The 15,629-nt window shown below is 65.7% G+C and carries 15 protein-coding genes; 6 read left to right on the top strand and 9 right to left on the bottom strand.

Annotated features, from left to right (window positions below; all coding sequences use genetic code 11):
* Positions 1-383: 383 nt before the first annotated feature.
* The gene (locus CH276_RS10550; protein WP_176459197.1) at positions 384-2,714 is read left to right on the top strand and encodes an HNH endonuclease; all 2,331 of its coding nucleotides are present in this window, start codon (positions 384-386) and stop codon (positions 2,712-2,714) included.
* Here CH276_RS10550 and allB read toward each other — a convergent pair.
* From allB to CH276_RS10515, 7 genes are read right to left on the bottom strand one after another with little or no spacing between them, the layout of a single operon-like run.
* On the bottom strand, positions 2,711-4,075 hold the full coding sequence (gene allB / locus CH276_RS10545; RefSeq protein WP_094629116.1) for an allantoinase AllB: 1,365 nt from the start codon (positions 4,073-4,075) through the stop codon (positions 2,711-2,713). The two genes, CH276_RS10550 and allB, sit on opposite strands and share 4 nt — an antisense overlap.
* Entirely contained in the window at positions 4,017-5,060 is a 1,044-nt protein-coding gene (gene alc / locus CH276_RS10540) for an allantoicase (RefSeq protein ID WP_094629115.1), read from the bottom strand. The genes allB and alc overlap by 59 nt, the downstream gene beginning before the upstream one ends.
* Positions 5,057-6,208: a glycerate kinase gene (locus CH276_RS10535; RefSeq protein ID WP_094629114.1), complete on the bottom strand. Its 1,152-nt coding sequence runs from the start codon at positions 6,206-6,208 to the stop codon at positions 5,057-5,059. The genes alc and CH276_RS10535 overlap by 4 nt, the downstream gene beginning before the upstream one ends.
* Positions 6,209-6,210: 2 nt before the next feature.
* The gene (gene gcl, locus CH276_RS10530) at positions 6,211-8,010 is read right to left on the bottom strand and encodes a glyoxylate carboligase (RefSeq protein WP_094629113.1); all 1,800 of its coding nucleotides are present in this window, start codon (positions 8,008-8,010) and stop codon (positions 6,211-6,213) included.
* A 1-nt stretch (position 8,011) separates the two neighbouring features.
* Entirely contained in the window at positions 8,012-8,893 is an 882-nt protein-coding gene (locus CH276_RS10525; RefSeq protein WP_032396854.1) for a 2-hydroxy-3-oxopropionate reductase, read from the bottom strand.
* Positions 8,894-8,901: 8 nt separating this feature from the next.
* A complete protein-coding gene (locus tag CH276_RS10520) occupies positions 8,902-9,738 on the bottom strand; it encodes a hydroxypyruvate isomerase family protein (RefSeq protein WP_094629112.1) in 837 nt (278 codons plus the stop codon).
* 12 nt (positions 9,739-9,750) lie between these two features.
* Complete coding sequence (locus CH276_RS10515) at positions 9,751-10,146, bottom strand: allophanate hydrolase-related protein (protein WP_032396855.1); 396 nt, start codon at positions 10,144-10,146, stop codon at positions 9,751-9,753.
* 233 nt (positions 10,147-10,379) lie between these two features.
* Between CH276_RS10515 and uraD the strand changes: the two genes are divergently transcribed.
* Genes uraD through CH276_RS10490 form a run of 5 tightly spaced genes read left to right on the top strand, consistent with a single transcriptional unit; the run spans position 10,380 to position 14,367 of the window.
* Complete coding sequence (gene uraD, locus CH276_RS10510) at positions 10,380-10,919, top strand: 2-oxo-4-hydroxy-4-carboxy-5-ureidoimidazoline decarboxylase (protein ID WP_176459196.1); 540 nt, start codon at positions 10,380-10,382, stop codon at positions 10,917-10,919.
* Positions 10,912-11,250: a hydroxyisourate hydrolase gene (gene uraH, locus CH276_RS10505; RefSeq protein WP_094629110.1), complete on the top strand. Its 339-nt coding sequence runs from the start codon at positions 10,912-10,914 to the stop codon at positions 11,248-11,250. Before uraD ends, uraH begins: the two co-directional genes overlap by 8 nt.
* Before the next feature lie 5 nt (positions 11,251-11,255).
* The gene (gene pucL, locus CH276_RS10500; RefSeq protein ID WP_094629109.1) at positions 11,256-12,146 is read left to right on the top strand and encodes a factor-independent urate hydroxylase; all 891 of its coding nucleotides are present in this window, start codon (positions 11,256-11,258) and stop codon (positions 12,144-12,146) included.
* 12 nt (positions 12,147-12,158) lie between these two features.
* Complete coding sequence (locus CH276_RS10495) at positions 12,159-13,559, top strand: nucleobase:cation symporter-2 family protein (protein WP_094629108.1); 1,401 nt, start codon at positions 12,159-12,161, stop codon at positions 13,557-13,559.
* Between the two features lie 31 nt (positions 13,560-13,590).
* The gene (locus tag CH276_RS10490; RefSeq protein WP_045197588.1) at positions 13,591-14,367 is read left to right on the top strand and encodes an IclR family transcriptional regulator; all 777 of its coding nucleotides are present in this window, start codon (positions 13,591-13,593) and stop codon (positions 14,365-14,367) included.
* On the opposite strand, the gene CH276_RS10485 is transcribed toward CH276_RS10490, so the two are convergent.
* Both CH276_RS10485 and CH276_RS10480 read right to left on the bottom strand, forming a co-directional pair.
* The gene (locus tag CH276_RS10485; RefSeq protein WP_094629107.1) at positions 14,364-15,188 is read right to left on the bottom strand and encodes a spermidine synthase; all 825 of its coding nucleotides are present in this window, start codon (positions 15,186-15,188) and stop codon (positions 14,364-14,366) included. The two genes, CH276_RS10490 and CH276_RS10485, sit on opposite strands and share 4 nt — an antisense overlap.
* Positions 15,181-15,624, bottom strand: coding sequence for a cupin domain-containing protein (locus CH276_RS10480; RefSeq protein WP_094629106.1), 444 nt, complete (start codon positions 15,622-15,624; stop codon positions 15,181-15,183). The genes CH276_RS10485 and CH276_RS10480 overlap by 8 nt, the downstream gene beginning before the upstream one ends.
* Between the last annotated feature and the right edge of the window lie 5 nt (positions 15,625-15,629).

The following is a 15,629-nucleotide window of genomic DNA, read 5'->3' as shown; positions in this document are numbered from 1 at the left end:
CGCTGCGTGCCGTTTCAGCCGCCGGAGCCGATCACTGGTCTCGGAAGTGCTTGTAACGCAGGGTTTGTTGGACTCAGCGGCGCTCATACAAGCTTTCTGGTGAGCCCCTCGGTTGCCTCGGCTGTGTACGACATCGTGATCCTTGGCGTGACGCCGATCGATCGACCCACTCTCGTGACCAATACGGTTCAGAGATCCAGGAAGACGACGCCCGGTCGTAACCTGATCGCCTCCGGCACGGATCACTTCGCCGGACCCTGCACGAAACAATGCATTCAGCGGCCTTGAACCGCGGGCTTTCGTTTCTTGTCGGAGGGTCGCGATACTCTTTGTTCAGTTCGAACATGCGTTCTGAATTGTTGCTCACCGGGGGGTGAATGGGGATGGCAGTACCGACCGTGTCGCTGGAGGCGTTGACCGCGGCCGCGTGTGAGGAGAATCGGCAGGCGGCCCGCAAGATCACCGCCTGTTACGAGGTTCATCGGAGCTGGATCACCCTCGACGCCGAACACAAGCATTACAGCCGGTACGGACGCACCGAAATGGCAGTCGCGTTGGGGTGCTCGGCGACGGTCGCCGAATCGTACGTCTCGATCGCCGTCGCTTTGCACACCCGATTGCCACTGTTGCGCGCGGCGTTCGAGACCGGTGAGGTCGACCTTGCGCGGGTTCGGACGGTATGCCGGATCCTCGACAACCTGAGCGACGACATCGTGAAGAAGGTCGAGGACGAGGTCGTCGAGGCAGCCCACCGGTTGTCGCCGGGTCCGCTCGAGAAGGAGATCTGGGACATCCTGCTGCGGGTCGCCCCGGAAGAAGCAGCAGCACTACGCGAATTCGCGAAGAGGTTCCGCACCGTCACCTACACCCCGGCCGGGGAACTGGCCCGGATCCGGGCGGAGTTGACCGCCCCGGAAGCTGCCGCTGCGTGGCAGTTGCTCGAGGAGATGGCCGACACCTTGTGCCCGAAAGACCCGCGCGGGAAGAAGGAACGCCTGTGCGATGCGTTCATGGCCCGCATGCACGGCGAACCCCGACTGGCGTGCCTGTGCCGACGGGAGGACTGCCCGAAAGCGGATGCGGTGCTGCCCGATCGGCGGGTGCCGTTGACGATGGTCACCGTCGACATCGCCACCCTGATCGGGCTGCTTGCGAACCCGGCGTATCTGGCCGGGCACGGTTCCATCGACCCCGACCTCGCCCGGGAACTCGCCCGCAACAGTCAGTGGCAGGTCCTGCTGACCGAAGCGATCACCCTCGCCGAATCCCTCGGCCTCGCCGTCCAGAACCCGGAGACAGGGGAATGGGAACGAACACCGACAGAGCAAGAGCAGGAGTCGGACCCAGGGTCGGCAGCGACATCGGACACGGACACCGACAGGTCAGCGCCAGCGGGCGCCGTTCCGGGCACGGCGGCAGGGGCGGTACCGGATTCGGATGCGGATGCCTCTGCGGGTACCGACACGACTGCCGAGACACCCACGGACGCGAACGCAGGTGCAGGTGCAGGTGCACAGAGTGCATCGACGGCTGATTCGAGTGCGGAGACAGCTTCGGCGTCGGAACCAACCGGGCCCAGTTCTCCTGCACCCGAACACAGCTCGCCGGCAGGAGATAGGGTCGATCAGGTCGACAATCCGGTGCCTATCACCGAGCCCGCGACCGACCCGGCAGCAACTACCACCCCAGGCTCAGGCCCAGCCCACAAGCACGCAGCAACAACCGCTTCGGCGGCTATAACCACGCCGCTACCGGAGCCGTGTAAGGCGACCGGCCCAGAGCCAGTGGCGGCACCAGCACCCGCACCGACTTCGTCGACACCTGTCCAACAGAGGCCGACCGCTGATCCAGCGCCAGATACGAACGAAAACCAATCTCCCACTGCACCATCCGATACCACCAGGAACCACGAAACCGGCAGTGACGAGGAAACTATCAGTGGATCCGAGCCCACACCGATCGGTAGTCCGGCACCGAGTACTCGCCCGGATGCGGGTACCGATACCGAGGATCGACCTCCGCGCCGCCTGCAATCGTTGACCTCCGCCGCAGCGCTGTTCTGCACCCACACCCCTGTCGGCAGGGGTACACGGCACAGCTCTGCCCTCGACCTGGCCTCTGCGATCCGGCGCAACAACCGAACGATCCCCACTGCAAGCCACACTCCCTCCGGCCTCTATATCGGCAACGCCTCCCTTGCCGCCGCACTCGAAGCCGCTATCGCCGCCGACCCCACCCTCGGAAAGTCGGTCTCCCGCGACCCCCTGACCGACCGGGCCCTGATCTACCGCCCCGACACTCTCACCACCGCAGCGGTCCGACTCCGCGACAAACACTGCCGCTTCCCCGGCTGCCACCGCCCCGCCGCCCGCTGCCAACTCGACCACATCAACCCGTTCGACCACACCAACCCGCTCGGCGGCGGCTGGACCACCGTCAACAATCTGCAGTGCCTCTGCGAATACCACCACACCGTCAAAACCGCCGGCTACTGGAAAGCCGTCATGCTCCCCGGCGGAGCGATCCTGTGGACATCGACATCGAAGACCACCCGAATCACCCTTCCCGCCAACGGCACCGCCGTCCCCATCCTCGGCAACGACCTCAGACCACACATCCCCACCCAACCGAGAAACTCCGGCATCATCGCCTACCCCAACCCACCCGACAACCAACGGCCCGAGACAGACGACACGGCAGCACCGCCGTTCTAGGCGCGCGCCAACAAACGCCCGGTCGAGGATTCCGATCCCGCGATCCAGGACCGCCGCACCACACCCGACAGCCCGAGTCGGTCGTACGCCGTCACCGGATTACGGTGGTACAGCTGCGCTACGTCGACGGTGAACCGTTCGTCGGGTGCGAACACCACAAGATCTGCAGCGCAACCGATATCGATGCGTCCGCGATCGGCCATACCGACCTGATCGGCAGTATTCGTGGCCATCCACCGCACGATGTCGGTCAGTGCGAACCCACGGGCACGCGCCTCCGTCCACACCGCAGCGAGCGAGACCTGCAACGACGCGATCCCGCCCCACGCATCACCGAAGTCTCCGGTGTCGAACCTCTTCAGATCCGGCGTACAGGGGGAGTGGTCGGTGACGATGGTATCGATTGTGCCGTCGGACAAACCCTGCCACAACAACTCTCGATTGCCGGCCTCGCGGATCGGCGGGCAACACTTGAACTGGGTGGCACCCGCCGGCACTGCTTCCGCATCGAAACACAGGTAATGCGGGCAGGTCTCGACGGTCACCCGCACCCCGTCGCGCTTCGCCGCCGCAATCATCGGCAACGCATCTGCACTCGACAGATGCAGAATATGCACCCGGCACCCCGTCCTCCGCGACAACTCGATCACCTGCTCGATGGCCCGGTTCTCGGCGGCACGTGGACGCGATTCCAAGAATCCCGAGTACTCACGACCCGTCGCCGACGGTGCCTCGGCGATCACCTCGGCGTTCTCGGCGTGCACGATCATCAACCCGTCGAACGACGCGATCTCGATCAGAGCTTTCTCGAGCTCCGTAATCGTCAGCGGCGGAAATTCGTCCACGCCCGACGCGAGCAGAAAGCACTTGAAGCCGAATACCCCCGCCTCGTGCAGCGGCCGCAGCTGCTCGACATTTCCCGGAACGGCACCACCCCAGAAGCCGACGTTGACGACCGACTGATCCGCCGCCACCCGCCGCTTGATCTCCAACGCCGCGACGTCCACTGTCGGCGGGATACTGTTGAGTGGCATATCGACGATGGTCGTGATGCCTCCCGCGGCCGCGGCTCGGGTCGCGCTGGCGAACCCTTCCCATTCGGTGCGCCCCGGCTCGTTGACGTGCACGTGGGTGTCCACCAACCCCGGCAGCAGCACCTCGTCCGGCCCCAGCTCGACCGCCACCTCCGCGGACACGCGGGCATCCACGGAGTCGATGGCCACGATTCGGCCGTCACGAACGGAGATCGAGGCCGCAACCTCCCGTCCGACGATCACCGCCCGCGACGCGCGAACAACCAGATCAGACTGCACTGGAGACACTCTGGAGCTCCGAGGACTTCCACGCGATGTCGGCCGCATCGAGAGCTTCGGCGTCGAGCTCACCGAACAACCGCAACCGGGACAGTCCGCCATCGGGGTACACGTCCAGTCGCAGGTGCGTGTACGCGTCGGCCTCGTTCAGCAGGAACCGGTGGCGCGTATCCGGTTGCACGGCGGTGCGGGGCAGAATCTCGGTCCATGCCGTCGGATCCGTGATGTGTCGGCGACGAGAATCGATGGCGCTGAGCCGAATCCACCCCGGCGCGTTCCCGACGTAGTAGCTGGTGTCGACCTCCGCGTGGCGTGGGGCACCGGGCGATGCGAGAGCGAACACTGCGAAGTCGTTGCCGCCGTTGCGTCGTCGAGAGTTCTCCCAGCCCTCGCCCATGTTGCGAGCACGCCCGGGCAGGATGATGTTGGCCGGCGAGGAGTAGAAGGCGTCGGAGCAATCGGTGAGCCGAGCGCCGTTCTCCGCGGCCAGCAGGTCGACGGTGCCCGCGAGGAACCGCGGATCCTGCACCACCTGGCCGTGCACACGGAACCGGGCGACGCCGCCGTCGGGGTAGATCGACAGACGCACATGCGTCCACCGGTGCCGATCGGCCACCTCGTACCTGTTCGCGGTGTCTCCGGTTGCGGGAGACCTGTCGACGATGCTGTGCCACTCCGCATTCTGCACATCCTCGATGGACGGATAGCCCTCGATCGACGCAGCCTCGACGGACACGAACGGCGGGTAGTTGCCGGTGAAGTGAGCGGTGTCGACCACGACGCCGTGCACGATGCCCGGAGAGCCCAGTCGCACGATCGCCCAGTCGTGACCGCCCTCGTCACGGCGACGGCGAGTCTCCCACCCGTCGTACACCTTTCCCTTGTGGCCGAAGTCCGCTGGATCGAACAGCGGAGCATCGGGCTTGATCAGGTTCTCGCGCTGGGCGAACAATTCGTCGTTCGCTGCGGAGACGCTGCCGCCGAGCGCCCGAGAAGCCAGATCGGTCAGAGTGGTGAAATCGGTTCCGGTCATGAAGTTCCTTCCAAAATGTGTGTGGTGGTCAAGGTTCGGCCCACCTCGTGCAACAGCCTGGCCGCGTCACGCATCGAGATCCGAGGGTCCGGCTCCAGGTCGGTCAGTGCATAGGAGGCGGTGATTCCGTAGGGACGCAATCGATCCAAACCGACGGTGCTCCGTCCGGCGACGGTCATCACCGGGACACCGGCTGCACGTGCGGTGTTCGCGACACCGATCGGTGCCTTGCCGTGCAGGCTCTGCTCGTCCAGCGAGCCCTCACCGGTGACGACCAGATCGGCCGACGCCAGAGCGCTACCGAAGTCGATCAGTTCGAGCACCGTCTCGATCCCCGGCTTGGCCGCGGCACCGAGTACGGCCATGGCACCGAAGGCGGTTCCGCCGGCCGCCCCTGCGCCCGCCAGGCCGCTGAGGTCACGGCCGATTGCGTTGCGCACCAGATGCGACCACTGCCGCATCCCGTGCTCCAGATACAGCAACTCCTGCGGTCCGGCACCCTTCTGCGGGCCGTAGACCGCCGCGGCTCCGGTGACACCGAGCAACGGATTGTCGACGTCACACGCCAGCTCGAACACCGCGTTCCGAGCCGACGGCAGCAATCCGCTCAGATCGAGGTGGACTGCACCGCGCAGCGGACCACCACCGCGCGCCACCTCGCCTCCGCCGGCATCGAGGATGCGCGCACCGAGCGCGACGAGCATGCCCGCGCCGCCGTCGGTGGAGGCACTGCCCCCGAGCCCGACGACGATACGCCGCGCACCCGAACCAGACCCGGCACCTGACTCGAGTGCGTGCGCGATAACGGTACCGAGACCGAATGTACTCGCTCCCAACGCATCCGGCTCACCGCCGGGCAGGAGCTCGAGCCCGACCGCCGACGCCAGCTCGACAACAGCGGTGTCACCGCGACGGGCATACGACGTCTTTACCGGCTCACCCGTCGGCCCCGCACACGTGACGGCCACTCGATCCCACCCGGCGGTGACGGCAGCGTCGACGGTGCCGTCACCCCCATCGGCGACGGGCAGGCACACCGTCTCGAGGGACGAGTCGACCGAGAGCATCCCCGACGCCAACGCCCGCGCGACCTCGGCCGCCGACAGCGAGCCCTTGAACTTGTCCGGAGCGAGCAGAATGCGCGTCATCTCTAGTCCAGCAGAAGCAACGCGGTCGGCGCGTCGGACGAGGTGGTTGCCAGCTCCTCGAACTCGCCGACGTTGTCGATCTCGGTGCCCATCGAGATGTTGGTGACCCGCTCGAGGATGATCTCCACGACGACGGGAACCTTGTGCTCGTTGGCCAGAGTCCTGGCCCGCACCAGCGTCTCGCCGATGAGGTCGGGATCGGTGACGCGAAGCGCTTTGCAGCCCAATCCTTCTGCCACCCGAACATGGTCGACGCCGTAGCCCTTGGGGATACCGGGCTGCGTGTCCTGTGATTCCTGAGTATTGATGTTGTCGAACCCCAGCTGCACGCAGAAGTCCATGTCGAACGCGCGCTGCGCCTGCCGGATCAGCCCGAGGTACGAGTTGTTCACCACCACGTGCACGTACGGCAGGTTGAACTGCGCGCCGACAGCGAGTTCTTCGATCATGAACTGGAAATCGTAATCTCCCGACAGTGCAACGACATTCGCCTTGGGGTCGGCTGCCACCGCACCCAGTGCCGCGGGAATGGTCCAACCGAGCGGGCCCGCCTGCCCGCAGTTGATCCAGTTGCGTGGGGAGTAGACGTGCAGGAACTGACCGCCCGCGATCTGCGAGAGCCCGATGGTGCTGACGTAGCGGGTGTCTCGGTCGAAGACCTTGTTCATCTCCTCGTACACGCGCTGCGGCTTGATCGGCACGTTGTCGAAGTGGGTGCGGCGATGCATCGTCCGCTTGCGGGTCGCACAGTCCTCGACCCAGCCCGAGAGATCACGCACCGTGCCTGCCGCCCGACGTTCTTCGGCAACGGCCACGAACTGCTCGAGGGCGGCCTTGGCGTCGGAGATGATGCCGTAGTCCGGTGCGAAGACGCGTCCGATCTGGGTCGGCTCGATGTCGACGTGGACGAACTTGCGGCCCTTGCGGTACGTGTCCAGTCCGCCGGTATGCCGATTGGCCCAGCGGTTTCCGATGCCGAGCACGAAGTCCGAGGCCAGCAGGGTCGCGTTGCCGTACCGGTGCGCGGTCTGCAGCCCGACCATGCCTGCGGCGAGACGGTGATCGTCCGGGATCGTGCCCCAGCCCATCAGGGTCGGGATGACCGGGACGTCGAGTATCTCGGCGAGCTGGACGAGCAGGTCCGAGGCATCGGCGTTGATGATGCCGCCGCCGGCCACGATCAACGGGCGCTCGGCCGCGAGGAGCATGTCGATGGCCTTCTCTGCCTGTGCGCGCGAGGCGACGGGCTTGTGCACGGGCAGCGATTGGTAGGTGTCGGGATCGAAGTCGATCTCGGCCAGCTGCACGTCGATGGGCAGGTCGATCAACACCGGTCCCGGACGGCCGGATCGCATCAGGTGGAACGCCTGCGCGAACGCACCGGGAACCTGCGCCGGTTCGAGCACGGTCATCGCCATCTTGGTCACCGGTGCGGCGATCGCCGCGATGTCGACGGCCTGGAAGTCCTCCTTGTGCAGCCGCGCAACCGGGGCCTGGCCGGTGATGGCGAGGATCGGAATCGAGTCGGCCATGGCCGAATACAGCCCGGTGATCATGTCGGTACCGGCCGGGCCGGAGGTTCCGATGCAGATGCCGATGTTGCCCGGTGTCGCTCTGGTGAACCCCTCCGCCATGTGCGAGGCACCCTCGACGTGGCGGGCCAGCACGTGGCGGATCCCACCGTGATCGCGCATCGCCGCGTAGAAGGGATTGATGGCCGCACCGGGGAGACCGAATGCGGTTGTGGCACCTTCGAGTTCGAGTATCTTCACTGCGGCATCGGCCGCGCGCATCCTGGGCATATCAGTTTCCCTTACCGGAGAGCCGAGCGACGCCGCGGTACAGCGCCGAATGATCCAGTCCACCATCACCATTGGCGCGGGCCGAGGCCATCAGCTGCGCCAGCACCGCGCCCATCGGGATCACGACCCCCGCCTCACGCGCAGCCGAGGTGACGATGCCGAGATCCTTGTGGTGCAGGTCGATGCGGAACCCGGGCTCGAACGAGCGGTCCAGCATCTTCTGCGCCTTCTGGTTCAACACTGCCGAGCCGGCGAGGCCGCCGCCGAGAACCTCGACCGACGCTGCCAGGTCCACGCCGTACGCCTCGAGGAACGCGATGGCCTCCGCGAGCACCTGAATGTTGCCTGCCACGATCAGCTGGTTGGCCGCCTTGACGGTCTGCCCGGACCCACTCGGACCCACGTGCACGACGGTCTTGCCGACGACGTCGAGAATCGGCTTGGCCGTGGCGAAGTCGTCCGCGCTGCCACCGACCATGATCGACAGGGTCGCGTTCTCGGCACCGGCCTGGCCTCCGGAGACCGGGGCATCGAGGATCCGGAAGCCGCGCGAGATCGCGTCGGCGGCCAAGGTGGCGGTGACATCGGGGCGGATGCTGGAGAAGTCGATGATCAGCGCGTCGCGTCGAGCATTGTCGAACACACCACCCTCACCGACCAGGACGTCCTGCACATCGGGGGAGTCGGGAACCATGATCGCGATGACATCCGCGTCGTGGACGGCCTTGGCGATGGAGTCGGCGGCCGTGCCGCCCGCTTCGACCAGGGGCCCGGTGCGATCGGGAGTCAGGTTGTAGCCGACCACCTGGTGGCCCGCCTTGGCGAGATGAACGGACATGGGGCTGCCCATGATCCCGAGGCCGATGAATGCGATGGTGCTCATATCAATCCCTACTTGGTAGTGGTGCCGGTGGAAAGAGCCAGCTCCAGCCAGTCGAACGTGTCTTGGCGGGTGGCTTTGTATTCGAGTCCGACGTAGCTGTCGTAACCACGTTCGGCGAGGCCGGCGAGCGGTCCGCCGAGGTCGAGCGATCCGGTGCCCGGTTCTCCGCGGCCGGGGGAGTCGGCGATCTGCACGTGCCCGATCAGGTCGTGGTGGGCCTCGAGCGCTGCGGGCACGTCGTCTCCGTTGACGGCGAGGTGGTACAGGTCGGCAAGCAGGCGCAGATTGTGGACGTCCTGTTCACGGGCAACTCGACGGATGGTGGCGACGGCTCCGGCAGCGGACTTCAGCGGGTAGGCGGGTGCGCCGCTGACGGGTTCGACCAGTACGACCGCACCGATTTTCGCTGCGGCCTTCCCGGCTGCGGCCAGGTTCTCGATCGCGACCTCGTCCTGGTCGAGCGGGTCGACTCCGTCGATGCGGTTTCCGTAGAGGGCGTTGAACGTCTTGGTGCCGAGTTGTTCGCCGATTCCGACGGTGGCGTCGATGTTGTCGCGAAAGGCCTGCACCTGCGCTGGATCGGACAGAATCCCGCGGTCGCCTGCCGGCATGTCGCCGGCGGCGAAGTTCAGTCCGGTCAGCTGTACCCCGGCATCGCGGATCGAGGACACGAACGCAGAGACATCGGCGTCCGACGGCACCGGGCCCCCGAACGGCCACCAGAATTCGACGGCGTCGAAGCCGGCATCTCGGGCGCGCTGCGGTCGATCGAGCAGAGGCACGTCGGTGAAGAGAATGGAACAGTTGACGGTGTAGTGAAGCCTGGAATCAGCGAAGGTGTTCATGCACAGTGCCTTTCAGTTCTGAGGTTGCGGCAGGCCGCGGTACCTGCGCCAGCTGCCGGTGTAGGTGATGTCGGTCAGCTCGTCCGGTTGTGCATCGAGCACCCCGGGGCGGAGGCCGACGCCGAGGACCGAGCGCCCGTCCTCGAGCGCGACCACGGTGAGTTCGAGCTCCGGCGGTTCGTCCGGCAGGAACGCCGTGCGGATGTCGTCGAGCGGAATGTCGTAGAGCTCGCCCTCGATGGCCGCACCTGCGGTGTGATCGAGCAGCAGCGCCGGGAATTCGTCTCGTACCGAGAAGAAGCGGTAGTTCGGTGTGGTGCGCACTGTCCCGACGAACGGGTGGGACGAGACGTTGTGGTGCAGGCTGCCGCCCCGCATCGCACCACCGTTGCAGAAAAGCTCCGTCATGAAGTCGTTCCTCTCGGGCTCGATCGGATCGGACTCAAAGTCCGTCATACGGAATAGTGATTCCGTTTTGTGATTCGAGTGTGGCGTGCACCACGTGGATCTGTCAAGACCCGCTCACCCGGACTGCCCGGCCGAAGCGCCGAATGCCGCAGTGCGGCAACACCGAAAGACTCGACGCGGACAGCCCGAGATCAACCCTTGACAGTGGATGTGATCGGTGTCACGCTCGTTTGGTGGAATCAACATTTCGTATAGCGGAATCAGAAACCGACGCTGCAGTCGTCGAGCTGAACGCGGCCTCCGACGCCGATGCGGCACGCAGGCTGTCACTGTGCCTGGACGTACCCCGCTGGATCGAGGGGGTTCTGAGCGCCCGCCCGTTCACCGACACCCAGGCCCTGCGTCACGCCATCCGTCGCGCTGCCCGACCTTTGGCGGCCGAGGAGGTGGCGCGAGCTCTCGCCGTGCATCCGCGGATCGGGGAAAGACCCGACGGCCACGACGCAAGTTCGGAGTACGCGAGCGCCGAGCAATCCGGCGTCGACATCTCCGACGCGAGCATCGAACAACGGCTACGAGCAGGAAACGTGGCCTACGAGAACCGATTCGGACAGGTGTTTCTGATCAGGGCCGCAGGCCGGGATGCCCACGCGGTTCTCGACGCTCTGCACGGCAGGCTCGGCAACGACTCCGAGACCGAGGCCGCCGTCGTCGAACACGAGCTTCGCGAGATAGCCGAGATTCGCGCGACAGGAGGCCTCGGCGATGCCTGAGTCGACGAGCCACGTGACCGCTCACGTGCTCGATGCGGCGAGAGGCGTTCCTGCGCGGGGTGTCTCGATCGTACTGTCCGATGTCCACGGCACCCCCGTCGCCGACGCGGTCACCGACGAGCAAGGACGCGTCGCCGCGCTCGGTCCCAGCGAACTCGAACCGGGCGTCTACCGCCTCACTTTCGCAACCGGCGCGTACTTCGCCGCCCAGCACACCGAGTGCTTCCACCCCGAGGTTCTCGTCACTTTCGAGATCACCGCATCCGACCAGCACTACCACATCCCACTTCTGTTGAGCCCGTTCGCTTTCACCACCTATCGAGGGAGCTAGAACCCATGACCATCGTGCTCGGAGCAAACCAGTACGGCAAAGCCGAATGCAGACTCGTCCGCATCGACCGCGAGACGCCCCGCCACCGCATCACCGACGTCAGCGTCACCTCGCAGCTGCGCGGAGATCTCGAGGCCGTCCACACCGAGGGCGACAACGCCCACGTCGTCGCGACCGACACCCAGAAGAACACCGTGTATGCCTTCGCCCGCGACGGCATCGGCGCGATCGAGAACTTCGCACTTCGTCTCGGGGCGCACTTCACCGGCAGTTTCGACTGGATCACCGGCGGCCGCTGGGAGATCGAGCAGTACTCCTGGTCGCGAATTGCCGACGGTGAAGACGGATACGACCACTCGTTCGTCAAGGCCGGCGACGAGAAGCGGAACACGATCGTGACGGTCGATGGCGACAACATCTCCATCGTCTCCGGAATCAGCGATCTCGTGGTCCTCAACTCGACGGCGTCGGAGTTCTGGGGGTACCCGAAGGACCGCTACACGACGCTGAAGGAAACCACCGACCGCATTCTGGCCACCTCGGTCAGCGCCCGCTGGCGGTATCTCACCACCGAGCTCGATTTCGACAAGACCTTCGACGACGTCCGCTCGATCATGCTCGACGCCTTCGCTTCCACTCACTCTCTTGCGTTGCAGCAGAGCCTGTTCCAGATGGGCAAGCAGGTTCTCGAGGCACACCCGGAGATCGGGGAGATCAAGTTCTCGATGCCCAACATCCATCACTTCCTCGTCGACCTCGAGCCGTTCGGACTCGACAACCCCGGTGAGGTCTTCTACGTCGCGGATCGCCCCTACGGTCTGATCGAGGCCACGGTGCAGCGCGACGATGCCCCGGACGCAGGCCGCGCCTGGGATACCGTGCCCGGATTCTGCTAGGAGCGAGCCGACATGAAGCTGACGAAACGCACTGCGGCCAAGACCCATGCACCACACGACCCCGCCCGTCCCGAGGACGAGCGATTGTCGATCGGTAGGTCGTATCTCTACGGATTGCAGCACATCCTGACGATGTACGGCGGCGTCATAGCACCACCTCTGATCGTCGGCGGCGCAGCGGGGTTGACCGGCACCGAGATCGCGCTGTTGGTCTCGGCCGCGTTGTTCGTCAGCGGAGCGGCCACCCTGCTGCAGACCTTGGGAGTGCCGTACTTCGGCGCAAAACTCCCTCTGGTGCAGGGCATTTCGTTCGCCTCGGTGTCGACGATGGTGGCCATCGCAAGTGGGCCGGGCGGATTGAACTCGGTGTTCGGAGCCATCATCGCCGCCGGTGCCATCGGCATCCTCATCACCCCGTTCTTCAGCAAGATCGTTCGCTTCTTCCCACCGGTGGTGACCGGCACGATCATCACCGTCATCGGTATCTCGCTACTGCCCGTTGCGGTTCGGTGGGCGATGGGCGGTGATCAGCAGGCCACCGACTGGGGCTCGATGTCCAACATCGGTCTCGCGGCCTTCAGCCTCGTGGTGGTTCTGCTCGTCAGCCGACTGGTGCAGGGCACACTGTCGCGGCTGTCGATCCTCATCGGCATCATCGTCGGCACGGTGTTCGCGGTCCTGGTCGGCAAGGCCGACTTCTCCGGTGTCGGTGACGGTGCCATCTTCAGCTTCCCCGAGCCGTTCGCGTTCGGAGCTCCGACCTTCCAGGTGGCGGCGATCCTGTCGATGGTGGTCGTCATCCTCGTCATCATGACCGAGACCACCGCGGACATCCTGGCCGTCGGCGAGATCGTCGGCACCGACGTCGATGCCCGACGCGTCGGCGACGGGTTGCGTGCGGACATGGTGGCCACCACCATCGCTCCCGTCTTCGGCACGTTCCCCGCCAGTGCGTTCGCCCAGAATGTCGGTCTGGTGGCGGTCACCGGAATCAAGAGTCGCTACGTCGTCGCCGCCGGCGGCTCGGTGCTGCTGTTCCTCGGACTCTTTCCCATCCTCGGTCTGGTCGTCGCATCGGTTCCGTTGCCGGTACTCGGCGGCGCGGGCATCGTGCTGTTCGGCTCGGTGGCCGCCAGCGGCATCAGGACTCTGTCCAAGGTGGAGTTCGACGGCAATCTCAACCTCGTCATCGTGGCCGTCGCCATCGGCTTCGGCGTCATCCCCATCGCGGTACCGGGCTTCTATGCAGCCTTCCCCGACTGGGTCCACGTGGTACTCGACTCGGGCATCAGTGCCGCGAGCATCGTCGCGGTCCTGCTGAACATCGCCTTCAACGTCGTCACGATCGGCCAGAAGGCCTCACCCTCGGTGGTGACCGCGGCTCCACCGGTGGCGACGCGGCATCACCAGTAGTGTTCTACCGAGATCGGTGGAAGCTACGAGCATGCGAGGTGGGACTGTGGCGGCAGGTGGCGGGGTGCAGTCCGTGGAGCGCGCATTCGAGCTGCTCGACATCATGGCCGCCTCGGGCGGATCCATCGGGATCAGCGAACTCGCCGAGGGAACCGATCTGCCGATGCCGACCGTGCATCGACTGATCGGGACCCTCGTCTCGCTCGGCTACGTCAGGCGGCTGCCGTCCCGTCGATACGCATTGGGCACCAAGCTCATTCGGCTCGGTGACAGCGCCTCCAAACTGATCGGCGGATGGGCCAAGCCGTACCTGGCCGAGCTGGTCCGGATCACGCACGAGACGTCGAACATGGCATTCCTCGAAGACGACATGGCGGTCTACGTCGCGCAGGTGCCGTCCGAACACGCCATGAGAATGTTCAACGAGGTGGGACAGCGGGTGCTGCCGCACTCCACCGGCGTCGGCAAAGCTCTCCTCGCGCAGTTGGACGACGACGCCGTCCGCGCGATCGTCGGCCGCCTCGGTATGGCACCCCGTACCGTCAACACCATCACCACGCTGGACGCGTTACTCGAAGATCTTGCGGTGATCCGCCAACGCGGCTACGCGATCGACGACGGCGAGCAGGAAGTGGGCGTGCGCTGCTTCGCCGTACCGGTGATCGGTGCACCCACGCTGACGGCGATGTCCATCGCCGGACCCACCGCGCGAGTCACGCTCGAATCGGCCGAACAGTTCGTACCCCTGCTGATCTCGGCCGCCGAGCGACTGGCGAAAGATCTCGCGGGCAACAACCCCGCACCCTAATCTTTCAGAATTCTCGCATCGCGAGCGAAGGACTCGACCTGCTCGGTCAGCCACACATGAGCCGGAACCGCGCCGCCGAGCAGTTCGCGAGCCAACGAGGGGGAATCCCCGATCTGCACATCGCTGCCCGCGATGATGATGTTGCCGTAGCGCCTGCCCTTGAGCATCGCCGGATCGGCGACGATCGCCAGATGCGGAAAGACACTGCGAAGAGTCGACGCCTCCTGCTTCGCGAGCGAAAGATCGCGTCGATCACCGCAATTGACGACGTACATGCCGCCGGGCGCGAGGACGCGTCGAACATGGGCGGTGAACTCGGCAGTCAGCAGCGGGGCCGGAGTGACCGCCCCGGCGAACACATCTCGCACGATCAGGTCGCGACTGTTCTCGCTCAAGGTCTCGGTGACCGCCCGCGCCTCACCGACGCGGATGCGGAGCAGCGGTGCTCGCGGGAGGTCGAACCATTCGCGTACCAGCTCCGAGAGCTTGCCGTCGAGTTCCACGACCACCTGACGCGCACCGGGGAATTCGGCGGTGAAGGAACGCGCCAGTGTGCACGCCCCACCCCCGAGGTGCAGCGCTCGTAGCGGGAAGGTCGAATCCCACTGCGCGCGAACCAGTCCGGAGATCCAGCGCATGTACTCGAATTCGAGAACGGTGGGGTCGTTCATGTCGATGTGCGAACTCGGGACGTCGTTGACATTGACGACCCAGCCGTCGTCGGAGAAGGCGTCGCGGACCAGTTCACAGGTGCCCGAATCGATCTCGAACACTCCGGGTTGCAAAGAGCCGGCCGGTGCCGACGCGCGCTTCCTACCCATTCGCGGGCCCGTCGAGCCGAAAGTCCTCGAAATCGAATCCCGGCGTGACGGTACAGCTGACCAGACTCGGCTCGTCGCCCACCGGACGCGCCCGCTGCCACACCGAGGGCGGCACGATCTGCTGCGGCGCGTCCGGTGCGACCAGCAGCGAAGTCACGGTTCCCGGCTCGTCCCCTGCGCCGCCGAGGTCGAGCTGCACCGGACTACCGCGGTGATACAGCCACATCTCGGTCCCGCGGACGGTGTGCCACGCCGACTGCTGGCCGGGCATAAGCAGGAACAGGATCGCCGTGCCTGCCGCGCGCGGACCGGGATAGCCGTCGGGCAGGAACTCCTGCGGGATGGTGACCTCGCTGCGCCAGGTCTCGCGGAACCAACCACCCTCGGGATGGGGTGCGAGGTCCAGGCCAAGAGCCCAGTGAGGCAGCGACGTCATGGACG

The sequence above is a fragment of the Rhodococcus sp. 06-470-2 genome, from assembly GCF_002258235.1.
Taxonomy (GTDB): Bacteria; Actinomycetota; Actinomycetes; order Mycobacteriales; family Mycobacteriaceae; genus Rhodococcoides.
This window is presented reverse-complemented; position numbering and strand designations above follow the sequence as displayed.